The organism is Aquincola tertiaricarbonis, assembly GCF_000969605.1.
GTDB lineage: Bacteria > Pseudomonadota > Gammaproteobacteria > Burkholderiales > Burkholderiaceae_C > Aquincola > Aquincola tertiaricarbonis.
This window is the reverse complement of record NZ_JZUE01000010.1, coordinates 22,729-34,269: the sequence shown is the minus strand read 5'-3', so window position 1 is coordinate 34,269 and position 11,541 is coordinate 22,729. Positions and strand designations below refer to the sequence as shown.

12 protein-coding genes are annotated in these 11,541 nt (G+C 65.5%); 11 read left to right on the top strand and 1 reads right to left on the bottom strand.

Translation table 11 applies throughout. The features are described from left to right. The gene (locus VO99_RS29515) at positions 1-753 is read right to left on the bottom strand and encodes a helix-turn-helix transcriptional regulator (RefSeq protein ID WP_083440586.1); all 753 of its coding nucleotides are present in this window, start codon (positions 751-753) and stop codon (positions 1-3) included. Positions 754-1,982: 1,229 nt separating this feature from the next. Here VO99_RS29515 and VO99_RS13690 point away from each other — a divergent pair. The 11 genes from VO99_RS13690 to virB10 all read left to right on the top strand — a co-directional run bounded on the left by VO99_RS13690 (position 1,983) and on the right by virB10 (position 11,459). Next, positions 1,983-2,522 (top strand): hypothetical protein, encoded by a 540-nt coding sequence (locus VO99_RS13690; protein WP_046113439.1) that lies wholly within the window; start codon positions 1,983-1,985, stop codon positions 2,520-2,522. Positions 2,523-2,529: 7 nt separating this feature from the next. After that, positions 2,530-3,054 carry a lytic transglycosylase domain-containing protein gene (locus tag VO99_RS13685; protein WP_046113438.1) on the top strand — a complete coding sequence of 175 codons (525 nt, stop codon included), beginning with the start codon at positions 2,530-2,532 and terminating at the stop codon, positions 3,052-3,054. After that, positions 3,051-3,332, top strand: coding sequence for a TrbC/VirB2 family protein (locus VO99_RS13680; RefSeq protein ID WP_046113437.1), 282 nt, complete (start codon positions 3,051-3,053; stop codon positions 3,330-3,332). Before VO99_RS13685 ends, VO99_RS13680 begins: the two co-directional genes overlap by 4 nt. Positions 3,333-3,341: 9 nt before the next feature. Further along, positions 3,342-3,674, top strand: a complete 333-nt coding sequence (locus VO99_RS13675; RefSeq protein ID WP_052736322.1) for a VirB3 family type IV secretion system protein — start codon at positions 3,342-3,344, stop codon at positions 3,672-3,674. An 85-nt stretch (positions 3,675-3,759) separates the two neighbouring features. Further along, the gene (locus tag VO99_RS13670) at positions 3,760-6,159 is read left to right on the top strand and encodes a VirB4 family type IV secretion/conjugal transfer ATPase (RefSeq protein WP_232315361.1); all 2,400 of its coding nucleotides are present in this window, start codon (positions 3,760-3,762) and stop codon (positions 6,157-6,159) included. Beyond that, complete coding sequence (locus VO99_RS29510; RefSeq protein WP_083440584.1) at positions 6,156-6,566, top strand: hypothetical protein; 411 nt, start codon at positions 6,156-6,158, stop codon at positions 6,564-6,566. The genes VO99_RS13670 and VO99_RS29510 overlap by 4 nt, the downstream gene beginning before the upstream one ends. Before the next feature lie 13 nt (positions 6,567-6,579). Further along, positions 6,580-7,608, top strand: a complete 1,029-nt coding sequence (locus VO99_RS13665) for a TrbL/VirB6 family protein (RefSeq protein WP_046113436.1) — start codon at positions 6,580-6,582, stop codon at positions 7,606-7,608. Positions 7,609-7,634: 26 nt separating this feature from the next. Continuing rightward, positions 7,635-8,345 carry a TrbJ/VirB5 family protein gene (locus VO99_RS13660; protein WP_083440583.1) on the top strand — a complete coding sequence of 237 codons (711 nt, stop codon included), beginning with the start codon at positions 7,635-7,637 and terminating at the stop codon, positions 8,343-8,345. Between the two features lie 12 nt (positions 8,346-8,357). Continuing rightward, on the top strand, positions 8,358-9,182 hold the full coding sequence (locus tag VO99_RS13655; protein WP_046113435.1) for a VirB8 family type IV secretion system protein: 825 nt from the start codon (positions 8,358-8,360) through the stop codon (positions 9,180-9,182). A 74-nt stretch (positions 9,183-9,256) separates the two neighbouring features. After that, positions 9,257-10,093: a TrbG/VirB9 family P-type conjugative transfer protein gene (locus VO99_RS13650; RefSeq protein ID WP_232315360.1), complete on the top strand. Its 837-nt coding sequence runs from the start codon at positions 9,257-9,259 to the stop codon at positions 10,091-10,093. Beyond that, positions 10,086-11,459, top strand: coding sequence for a type IV secretion system protein VirB10 (gene virB10 / locus VO99_RS13645; RefSeq protein WP_046113433.1), 1,374 nt, complete (start codon positions 10,086-10,088; stop codon positions 11,457-11,459). Before VO99_RS13650 ends, virB10 begins: the two co-directional genes overlap by 8 nt. The last annotated feature ends 82 nt before the right edge of the window (positions 11,460-11,541 follow it).

Below are 11,541 nucleotides of genomic sequence, written 5' to 3'. Positions count from 1 at the left end.
CTACACAAGCCCGAGTCTGGCGGCGACGCTTGCCGCGTGTCGTCGCTGGGGAACGCCTAGCTTTGCGTTAAGCCGCTGCCAGCGCGTGTTGATCGTCGGTTCGCTGACACCAAGCGTCACTGCAACGGCCTTAGTGCCGTGTCCTGCCATCTCAAGCCTCAGCATATCCAGATCCAGATCACTGAGGCCAATCTTGCGAACTGTAGAAGCACGAATGAAGCGACTCCACCAGTCATGAAGCTCGACCGAGAGCGCACGAGCCAACACTCGCACCTCATCAAATCCCACACCGTCAAACCGACCAACCGTCTGAGATCCAAGCGCCAACATGCCAACTCGCGCGCAGTGGCCTACTGAAGGCGCTGGTGCAATGCACACGGACACCATTCCATATTTTCTGGCGAGTTCGACAGCGGCATGCTGCTCGGAAGTTTGAACGGAGATCGCAGTCGCCGGTACTGGCTCGCTATGTGTAGATGCATAGACAAGCCAAGGGTCAGTTGAGTAGCGGCATCGCAATTTGTACTCCAAACACCATCGAGCATCTGCCGCCAGCATGAAGTAATAGCTCTCGTGTGACTCTTCGTCTCTTAAGTAGCTTACAAACACAGCCTGTTCGGCTCCTAATTGACCGGCAGCATCAACAAACAGGCGATGCACGTCGGGCGGACTCTCACAGCCGTTGATCTGCCGAACGATCTCTAAGATCCGGCGCACATCACATGCGGCCTCAATCGAATGCGCTTTGATCATTGAGCAGACCTTCCACGACGTGACGTAGTCTCACGTATAAGTGCGGATGGCGGTATCGCATCTCATCTGCCGCATGCACGCTCTCGAAGCTGTCGATGTCGCAGAAGCGCATTAAGTATGTGAACGTTCGGAGACACCCAAGGGCCTCTTCGCGTTCAACTAGTACAACGCCATCAGCGCTATTGACTCTGAAGGTCAGAGCGCCGTCATCGCTAGTCAGCGAAAGCTGCGGTTGGCAGTCACTCGCTGCTGGCTGGCATTGATGCAGTCGGTTCTTCATGATTGGCTAACGCTCGTCCGCACGAGTGACACACCAAGCCGGAGAAACACTTCCCCTCCCTGGCGCTCGTCCACGTGAAGGGCGACTCTTCATCGCAACCATCGCACAGCAAGATCAGATAGCGAAACTCTGATAGGCAGCTAGGGCACTGCGTCCAATCAGACCGGCCCCTCGACATGACCTCGAACGCATCTTCTTTGGGTGCGCCGCACCGCGGACAAGGGACGGAAAAGTCAGCCATATAGCACCTCGCAACCTGTCAGGTGGCAGCGCACTGTATTGAGAACATCGTCTCACAGCGTTCCGGACGCAGCTACGAAGCTAACGTATGCCTGCCGAGCCCGCACGCACAATTTCTACCAGAGAAATCAGCAAGTTGCAACAACATGCAACGCCATGGGCCGCTGTTTGCCGCGTCGCCTGTCCAGTCATTCGCTGCAGGCTGCGATCAGCTCGCGATCACGCCTCATCCACCGCTGAAATTTTCCGCTTTTTCATATGCTGATGAGTCACTGCAAGTGCCTATATTGAACGCATACATTTGCCCAACACGAGTAACGGCCATGCATGTCGATCCAAATAACGTTTCGCATGACTCATCTCTCCGCTATTTCACTGGGGAGAACACTGAAGCCATCCGTTGCATTCGGACCCCGTTGAGCAATCACATCAAAAGCAAAGGTCTGGACCGCTGCGTCCACAAAAGAAAGCGTTCGCCCCCGTCGGAAGTTGCTTCAACCAACAATGCTGACTGTAGGACCTAGCAGGGTCATCTCCTGCCTTGCTCAGAGGCCACACCTCCAGCCGCCTAAAGATAGCTCATCGTTTTCGCTTCGCTATGTCGTACGGCTACTAGATGCAACCGCTTCTCCAGACGGAACTTCAATCGGCGACTTATCAGCAGATTGCGTCCCTTGCGGCCAGAGAGTTCGTTCTGAAGGAATGACTTATGCAATCGCAGATCTCAACCTCATTCAGATTCCATTCTTCGCCGCCGCTGAAAGCAGCGGTGTCTCTTGTGGGACTTACCCTTGTTTTCCCGTGCCTCGCCGTCGACGGCTGTCTCGTCCTACTCTGCCTGGCCGCACCCAGCTGGCAAGCGATCCCGCAGTGCGTTCCGCCCGTCCGCCAGCTGTTTCGCGACCTGGCGCTCGGCAGGCCGTTCCCCACGTGTGCCATGGCTGGCGCTGGCAACAGCGCCGCACACCAGTGGGCGAGTGCACCGGACTTCTGCCCGCCGCAGTACGTCTCGTCGTTCGACACCGAGAACAGCACGCAATACGACTGTGCCTTTGAAGGCGCGGTGTCGGTGTCCATCCGCGGCGAGCCGTTTGTGCGCACCTGGTGGCGCCGTGACGGTGAGGCCGTCAGTGAGTTCAGTCCCGCGGCCCAGGCCCAACTGGGTTCTTGGAACCGCCGCTTCGAGGACGACTACGCGGCTTGGGTGGCCGCGCAGCCACCTGTTGTCCCCGACCCAACGGCACCGTGAGACGACCATGGCCCCCACTTGGCTCGTCCCTCTACTGCTGACGTGTGCACCCCAGGTGCACAGCAGCACGGCACTGGCGTTGCTGCGCACGGAGAGCAGCTTCAACCCCTGGGCCATCGGCGTGGTGGGCGGCGCCCTCCAGCACCAGCCCCGCAACGCCGCAGAAGCGCTGGCGACCGCGCGTGCCCTGCACGCCGCCGGCTGGAACTTCAGTGTCGGGCTCGGGCAGATCAACGTGCGCAACCTGCCCCGCCTCGGCCTGTCACTCGACACCGCCTTCGAGCCCTGCCGCAATCTAGCGGCCATGCAGACGGTCCTGCTGGAGTGTTTTGGCAAGGCGACTGTCCGCGATGCGGGTTCGCCTTCCCTTGCTTCTACGCAGCAGGCCCTGCAGCGCTCGCTGTCCTGCTACTACAGCAGCAACTTCTCCACCGGTTTCCAGCACGGCTACGTGCACCGCGTCCGCACCGCTATCCGGGCATTGCCGGCCACCTCCCCTGTCCCGCCTTTCTTCCCGAAGGAGCCATCATGAGCCGATCTGTCCGCTGCGCCCGCATCGCCAAGTTCGTCGTCCTGCCAATGGTGGCCGCCGCCGTGCGTGCCCAGGGCTTCGACAAGGTCAACACCACCGTCGTCAACATCAACACCATTCTGGTGACCATCTCGGTGGCAGTGGTCACCATCGCCATCATCTGGGCGGGCTTCAAAATGATCTTCCAGGGCGCCCGCCTGTCCGACGTGGCCAATGTGCTGATCGGCGGCACGCTGGTCGGTGGCGCCGGCGCCTTCGCGGCCTACATCGTCAACTGAGGCCTCGCCGTGAACGCCGAGGTCATCTACAAGGGCGCCACGCGTCCGGCCATGAAGCTGGGCATCCCGCTGGTGCCGCTGGTGCTGGTGCTGGGCACCGGGTTCCTGCTGATGCTATGGGGCGGCCTGCTCCTCAGCGGCTGGATCGCGCTCGGCGTGGCGCTGGCCTGGGTGCCGGCGTTGGCGGCCATGCGCCTGGTCACCGCCCAGGACGACCAGAGTTTCTGGCAGGCCTACCTGGCGCTCAAGCTGCGTTGGCCGCAGCGCAACCAGCGCTTCTGGCAGTCGCGCAGCTATGCACCCACCCTTTACCGGGGAGCCCGTGATGCTTACCGCCGCTGAGGGCCCGCAGCGGCCCGCCCCACGCCGAGTGCGGCGCCGGCCGGTGTCCCACGTCCTGCACCCGCGTTGCTGGCAGCAGGCGCAGGTGGAGAACCCGCTGTCGCGTTTCATTCCCTTCTCTTCGGTGCTGACGCCCAACGACGTGCTGACCCGGGGCGGCGACTACCTGCGGGTCTGGCGGCTGGACGGCATCCCGTTTGAGTGCGCCGATGAGCCGGTGATCGCCGAGCGCCACGAGGCGCTGTCCAGCCTGCTGCGCAACCTAGCCGGGGGCCACTGGGCCGTCTGGACGCACCGGCTGCACCGGGTGGTGTCCGACCGCCTCGCCGACCCGGCCGAGCCTGGGTTTGCGCAGGACCTCTCCCGTGCCTACCAGGACCGCCTCGGAGCCCGGCGCATGATGAGCAACGAGCTGTACCTGACGCTGGTCTACCGGCCCACCGTGTCCCGAGTCGGCCGCGCCTTGCAGTTGACCCAGCGCACCCGCGACGCCATCGCCCGCCAGCAGGCCGACGCCCTAGTCGAGATGGCCGAACGCTCGGCGCTGGTCGAACGCGTGCTGCGCAGTTTCGGGCCGCAGCTGCTCGGTGCCCGGGAGCACCAGGGCCGGCTGTACTCTGAAGTGGCCGAATTCCTTGGCTACCTGGTCAATGGCTGCTGGCGCCCGGTGCCGCTGGCCGCCGGGCCGCTGTACCGCACGCTGCCGACTACCCGGCTGTCCTTCGGCGGCGACAAGCTCGAGCTGCGCCACGGCGGTATCCGCCGCTACGCCGCGCTGGTGGACATCAAGGAGTACGCCGACGCCGTGGAGCCGGGTGTGCTGAATGCCCTGCTCTACGAGGCCAGCGAGTTCATCGAGACGCAGAGCTTTTCGATCTTGCCGCGGCGGGATGCCCTGCGGGCGCTGACGCTGCAGCGCGACCAGTTGATCGCCAGCGACGACGTCGTGGCCACTCAAGTGGCCGACATGGACGCGGCGCTGAACGACCTGGGGGATGGCCAGTTCTGCATGGGGGAGTACCACTACAGCCTGGTGGTGTTTGGCGACGATGTCGCCGACGCCGGCCGCCGGGCGGCACAGGCCATCGGGGCGGTGGGCGAATCCTCCAGCCTGCAGATGGCCCCGGTGGACCTGGTGGCCGACGCGGCCTGGTTTGCGCAGTGGCCGGGTAACTGGCAGTGGCGGCCGCGGGAGGCCAAGCTGTCGTCGCGTGCGTTTGCGGCGTTGGCCAGCGGGCACAACTTCGCCCGCGGCAAGCGCGACGGCAACCCGTGGGGTGAAGCGCTCACCTTGCTGCGCACACCGTCCGGTCAGCCGTTTTACCTGAACTTGCACAGCAGCCCGGCCGGCCAGGACAGCAGCGACCAGGCCCTGCCGGGCAACACGCTGATCATCGGCTCGACCGGGGTGGGCAAGACGACGTTAGAGATGTTCCTGCTGGTGCTGACGCGCAAGTGGACGCCCGCGCCGCGGCTGGTGCTGTTCGACCTGGACCGGGGCTGTGAGATTGCGATCCGGGCGCTCGGCGGCCGGTACCTGCGCCTGCAGGCCGGGCAGCCGACCGGGCTTAACCCGCTGCAGCACGAGGCGACGCCGGCGCGGCTGCAGGCCTGGGCGCAGCTCGTACGCACCTGCCTGCATACGCCGGCGCTGCCACTGCTGCCGGCCGACGAGCGGGCCATTGCGGAAGCCGTCAAGGCCGTCGCCAGCATGCCGGCGGCGCTGCGGCGACTGTCGACCGTGCGACAGAACCTGCCCAAGGCGGGCGCCAACAGCTTGTACGACCGCCTCGGACGGTGGTGCGCCGGCGGGGCACTCGGCTGGGTGTTCGACGAAGCGGACGACCAGCTGCAATCGCTGCACGACGCACCGATCCTGGGCTTCGACACCACCGACTTCCTCGAGCTGCCGGAGGTGCGCACGCCGGTGATGATGGTGCTGCTGCAAGCGATGCAGGAGCGCATCACCGGCGAGCGGCTGATCTACGTCATCTCTGAGTTCTGGAAGGCGCTGGACCACGAGGTCTTCAGCGACTTCGCGAAGCAGCAGCAGAAGACCATCCGCAAGCACAACGGGTTGGGGATCTTTGACACGCAGAGCCCCTCGGACGTGCTCCGGCAGCCCATCGGGCGGACCATGGTCGAGCAGAGCGTGACCAAGATCTTCCTGGCCAACACCGATGCGGTGCGCGAGGAGTACATGGGCGGCTTCGGGCTAAGCGAAGCAGAGTTCGAGATCGTACGCAGCTTGGGCCAGCACGGCGGCCGGCGCTTCCTGTTCAAGCAGGGAACGACCAGCGCCGTCTGTGAGCTCGACCTCACCGGCCTGAATGACCTCATCACCGTGCTGTCGGCCACCACCGAGCACCTGGCACTGCTCGACTCGCTGCGTGAACGCCATGGTGACGATCCGTTTCAGTGGCTTCCCGCGCTTCAGCAAGAGGTTCACGATCGTCGGCTGCGCATCGTCCGGAGGGTCGCATGAACACCACCGCAGTTGTCACCGCCGTGGCCAGCCTGCTGCTGGCCGCCACCGCCGCCACAGCCCAGTTTGTCAAGGGCAACGAGGCCGTCAAGATCCTGCCGGATGGCAGCCGGCGGGTGGAGACGCCTCCCCAACCTGCTGACACTTTGATGCCTCAGCCATGCCCAGCCGCTCGTCCCGGTTGCTCTGGAGGTGGATGGCGGATGGTGGAGACGCAGAATGGAATCGAAGAATGCACCGAGCTGTACGCGAGGCCGACCACGTGCCGGTCATCAACATTCGGGTTGGAGAAGAGAAGCCGACTTTGGATTGTTAAGTCTGGCGGCATTTGGCTCCAGTGCCAGCATCCGAACCTGCAGAGCAGATGCGTCAGCACTAAGGCGCTGCCTTACTCCGCCGTGCAATAACGGATCTACGTTCATGTTTACTTGGCTTGGAATCCAATTAGATGTGGTTCTGGACGGCTTCGTGCTAGGTGCAGTGAGCTCACTCATGACCGGCGTCCGACCAGTTGCATTGACTGGAATGACTCTGTGGATCGGCTTATATGGCTGGGCCATTGCGCGCGGCGAAGTCAACCAAGCGATACCCAGCCTGCTTTGGAACGTGTTCAAGGTTGGCATCATCCTTTCGCTCTCGCTGCAGTCGGGTCTTTACGTCCAAACCATTTCTGACGCTGCCAACGGGCTGGCGTTGGGCGTCGCCACAACTTTCCTCCCAGCAGCGGCAGATGCCTCAGCCGTCACTTCACCGTACGCACTGATCGATGCGTTCACTGAGAGGGCCTTGCAACTCATTCTTGAGCTGTTGAAAGACGCAGGCATCTTGCGACTTGACCTTGTCTTGGCATCGATTCTCACTGCACTAGGAACGATCGTGTTCCTGTGTGTCGCGCTCTTCGTCGTAACGCTTGCCAAGCTACTCATGGCTTTTGTCATTGCGGTAGGGCCGCTCTTCGTACTTTGCCTTGCCTGGCGACCAACTGCCCGCTTCTTCGACAGTTGGCTGTCGGTCGTCTTGAACACCGTTGTGCTTGGCTGGTTCGCATTCTTCGCGTTAGGACTAAGCATGTACCTTGGCGAAACGATTGTTCAGGCCGTGCGAGACCAAGGCGGCTTTCTCGGACCCACCTTCAACGTCGTCGCTGAAACCCTCAAGTATTGCGTCGTCATGGTGCTGATGGCCATCATCTGCTTCCAAGCGCCGGGCCTGGCCGCCGCCCTGACCGGCGGTGCCCCCGTCCAGCAGGGCCTACAGATGGTGCAGAACGCCATGATGATCGCCGGCCTGCGCTCGATTTCGCACGCCCGCAGTCCCTCTGCCGCAGCCGGTCAGGGGGGCACCGTGCGCGCCGGCGCCGGCCTGCTCGGGCACGCCAGCGCAGCAGCGGCCTCCGCCGTCTCGCGCACCCCCGCCTACCGCCGCGCCGCCTTGCGCGGCCAGTCCTGACCTTCGCTGCCACCAAGGAGCTTGCCATGTTCTGCCTGCGTCGATCCCTCGCCCGCCTGTCGTTTGCCATGGCGGCAGCTGCCCTGCTTCCCCGGCCCGCGGTCGCCCAAGGCATCCCCGTCATCGACACGGCCAACCTGGCCCAAACCATCCAGCAGGTGGCCAACGACATCACCAGCATCCAGAACCAGGTACAGCAGATCACCCAGTTGCAGGCACAGATCAACAGCCTAAACGGCATGCGCGGCCTGGGCACCATCCTCAACAACCCGCTGCTCAAAAACTACGTGCCGCCGGAGGCTTACAACGTCGTCAACGCCGTCAACGTCTCCGGCTACTCCGGGCTGAGCGCCACCGCCAAGGCGCTGCGGGACGTCGGCATGGTCTACAACTGTGCCGACCGCACAGGTGACGCCCGCCTGGCCTGCCAGTCCACTTTGGCGCAGCCCTACCAGCACAAGGGCTTGCTGCAGGACGCCATGCGCTCGGCCGCTGGCCGTCTAAACCAGATCCAAGCCTTGATGGGCCAGATCGACGCCACCACCGATCAGAAGTCGGTCCAGGAGATCCAAGCCCGCATCGGCGCCGAGAACGCCTTGCTCGCCCACGAGCTGTCGCAACTGCAGATGCTCCAGGGCCTGGCCGACAGCGAGGAGCGCATCGCCCGCTCGCGCGAACGCGAACGCCAGTACGAGATGCTGAGCCGCACCGGCCGCATCGCCGACTACCTACCCTGAACCGAGGCCCCCATGACCACCGTCCTGAGCCCAGGCGCCGCCGCCGCATGGTCGGATGACACCGGCGTGGCGGATGAAGCGCCCCTGCCGCGTCGTGCCGAGACTACGTCCCACCCTGCGTCAAGAGAACTGCCTGACACCGACGAGCTGTTCGCCCGCAACCGTGACTGGGAAGTCGACCGCGCGGTGCTGCTGGAGCGCTCCGAGCGGCGCGCCTGGCGGGTGGCTATGGCCGGCGGACTGCTGGGCCTGCTCGGCATCGCCGCGGTCTTCGTGCAAGGCCCACTGCGCCAGGTCGTCGAGATCCCGATCGTTGTCGACCGGGTCACCGGAGAGACCACCATCCAGCAGCGGCTGGCCGAGGAGACCATCCCCTCGCTCGACGCCCTCGACAAACACAACCTGGCCACGTTCGTGCGGGCCCGGGAAGGCTACAGCTGGATGTTCCTGCAGCGCGACTTCGACCAAGTCGCGCGCATGGCGGTGCCCACCGTCTTTGCCGACTACAACCGACAGTTCGAAGGCGAGGCCGCCCTGCACAAGAAGCTGGCCGCTACCGAGGAGTGGCGCATCCAAGTCATCGGCGTGCGCTTGTCCCCCGCCGGGCGCCGCGGCAACCGCGGCGACGCCACCGTCACCTACGACAAAGTCGTGCACCGCAGCGACCGCCAGACCCCGGAGATCAGCAGCCGCCATGTGGCGAGTGTCGTCTTTGAGTACCAACCCAAGGTGCTCGCCAATGAACGCGACCGGCTGGAGAACCCCTTGGGTTTTGTCGTGACCGCCTACCGGTCGGACCCCGAGCTAACAGCGCCGGCCGCCGGAGGCAAGCCATGACGCCACGCACATGGACCTGCTGCGCCGCGCTGCTGACCGGCCTGAACGCCTCGGCGGATCCGCGGCTGCGCGACGTGTTCTACGACCCGCAGGTGGTGCTCACCGTGCCGGTGCAACGTGGCGTCGTGACCTTGATCGTGCTCGACGATGGCGAAGCCATCAGTGAACTGGCCGCCGGCCTGGGCGGCGACTGCAGCAAGCCGGACGCTGTCTGGTGCATCGCGGCCCAGCCCGGCGGGCGGCACGTGTTCGTCAAGCCCAAGAGCGATGCACGGGCGCCCAACACGGTGGCTGTCGTCACCGACCGGCGCGTGCACAACTTCCGCCTGCAGGTGGTCGACGACAGCCGCCAGCTGCCGGTCTACCGCCTGACCGTGCGAGCGCCCTTGCCGCCAGCACCGCCGCCGCAGCCCGCAGGCGCAACCACGCCGGTGCCCTTGGCGCCGAGCCGGCTCCCACCGCTGCCGGCCCCCGAAACACTGGTCGCCGAGCGACTGGCTGCCAAGCCGTTCGTGCGCAACACTGCGTACTCCCTCGCCGAAGGCGCCGCCTCTCAGGACATCCTGCCGTCGTTGGTCTTTGACGACGGCCGCTTCACCTACCTGCGCTTTGCAGGCCACCGCGAGGTGCCGGCGGTGTTCCAAGTGCTCGGCGATGGCCGCGAGAGCCTGGTCAACGCCCGTATGGAAGACGACCTGCTGGTGGTCGACCGGGTGGCCCGGCGCCTGACGCTGCGCGCGGGCACGGCGGTGGTGGGGATCTGGAACGACGCGTTTGACCTCGACGGTGTACCGCCCGAGGACGGCACCACCGTGCCGGGCGTGCAGCGACGGCTCAAGGCCGACGCTGAGTCTCCAACAGCCCACGGCAAGGCCCACCGCCCTGCCTCTCCCGGAGCCGGCCATGACTGACCTTCCCCCGCGCCCGGATCCAGATGACGAAGCCCCATCACCGCAGCCGCCTTCGGCATCGGCCCCAAACACGCTGACCCCATTGCCGGGCGAACCCGGCATCCCGCACGTGGCGACGACGAGCCCGCTGCGCATCTCACGCAAGAGCCTGTTTGCGCTTGGGCTGCTGCTCGTCACCTTGGCGCTCGGCGCCGGGGTCTGGCTGCACCGCTGGCTGGACAGCTTCCAAACGCCACGCAGCCCCGCGGCACCGACGGTCAGCCAACAGCCGTCCGCCGCCACCGCGCCACCTCGCCGGCTGGACCTGTCAGCGCCCGCTGCGTCCGCATCGCTTCCACCCGCGGCCGCGCCGGTGCCGCTCGTTCCGGCCCTCGACCCCAACGCGCCGCTGGCCGAGCCGATCCCCGTCCGCCGCACCGGCCCCTCCGGCGGCGCTGGCGGCGGCCCGGTGCCCATGGCGCCAGAAGACGCCCCCGTGCTGCTGCTGACCAGCCGGCCTGGTGCCGTGGCCAACCTGACGCCCGCCCCCGCGTCTGACGACCCGATGGCCGCCACCCGCCAGCGCCTGGACGGCTACCAGCGGCAGCTGCAAGGCCTGCTGCAGAACTTGGAGACCAGCGCAGCGCGCGCGACCGCCAGCCCGGCGTCCGCCGGTGCGGCCAGCTTCGCCAGCGACAGTCCAACTCCCGCCGCCCGCCCGGCTTCGCCCCGCCCCGGCTTGCTCGGCGGCGCGCTGCCCACATCCTCGACGCCGCGTGTGGCAGCCACGTCGCTTGGCCAGCGCAGCCTGACCCTGCCCAAGGGCACCGCTTTCACCTGCGCGCTCAAGACGAAGGTGGTCAGTGCCAACGCCGGCCTCGTCGGCTGCCAGGTGCAGCGCAACGTCTACAGCGACGACGGCCGGGTGCTGCTCATCGAACGCGGCAGCCACCTCGACGGCGAGTACCGCGTCGCCGGCGTGCGACCGGGCACCACCCGCATCCCGGTGATCTGGACCCGCGTGCGCACACCGCTGGGTGTGCTGGTGGACCTGGAGTCGCCTGCCACCGGCCCGCTGGGCGAGTCCGGCCTGGAGGGCCACGTCGACAACCGCTGGCGCGAGCGCATTGGCGCCGCGATGCTGGTCTCGCTCATCGACGACGCCATCGAAGTCGTGGTGCAGAACCAAACCGACCAGCGGGGCGGTGAAACGGTGGTGCTGGGCTCGACCACCGACCGCACCAGCGAGCTCGCAGAGAAGGTGCTCGACAGCACGATCAACATCGCGCCGGTCATCACCCAGCACCAAGGCGCGATCGTCGGCATCTACGTCGCGCGCGATGTTGACTTCTCCAGCGTCTACAAGCTGCAGCCGGAGGCCCGATGAACTGCTTCACAACGCCTCAGGACACAACGCCACGGGACACCGCTGCGGCGGCGTGTCCGACCCCGGCCACCACCGCCACCCC

Bases quoted from the DNA above. Each gene is read 5' to 3' on its own strand.
- VO99_RS29510 (WP_083440584.1), top strand. From the start codon at position 6,156: ATGAACACCACCGCAGTTGTCACCGCCGTGGCCAGCCTGCTGCTGGCC.
- VO99_RS13660 (WP_083440583.1), top strand. From the start codon at position 7,635: ATGTTCTGCCTGCGTCGATCCCTCGCCCGCCTGTCGTTTGCCATGGCG.
- VO99_RS13685 (WP_046113438.1), top strand. From the start codon at position 2,530: ATGGCCCCCACTTGGCTCGTCCCTCTACTGCTGACGTGTGCACCCCAG.
- VO99_RS13655 (WP_046113435.1), top strand. From the start codon at position 8,358: ATGACCACCGTCCTGAGCCCAGGCGCCGCCGCCGCATGGTCGGATGAC.
- VO99_RS13680 (WP_046113437.1), top strand. From the start codon at position 3,051: ATGAGCCGATCTGTCCGCTGCGCCCGCATCGCCAAGTTCGTCGTCCTG.
- VO99_RS29515 (WP_083440586.1), bottom strand. From the start codon at position 753: ATGATCAAAGCGCATTCGATTGAGGCCGCATGTGATGTGCGCCGGATC.
- VO99_RS13690 (WP_046113439.1), top strand. From the start codon at position 1,983: ATGCAATCGCAGATCTCAACCTCATTCAGATTCCATTCTTCGCCGCCG.
- VO99_RS13665 (WP_046113436.1), top strand. From the start codon at position 6,580: ATGTTTACTTGGCTTGGAATCCAATTAGATGTGGTTCTGGACGGCTTC.
- virB10 (WP_046113433.1), top strand. From the start codon at position 10,086: ATGACTGACCTTCCCCCGCGCCCGGATCCAGATGACGAAGCCCCATCA.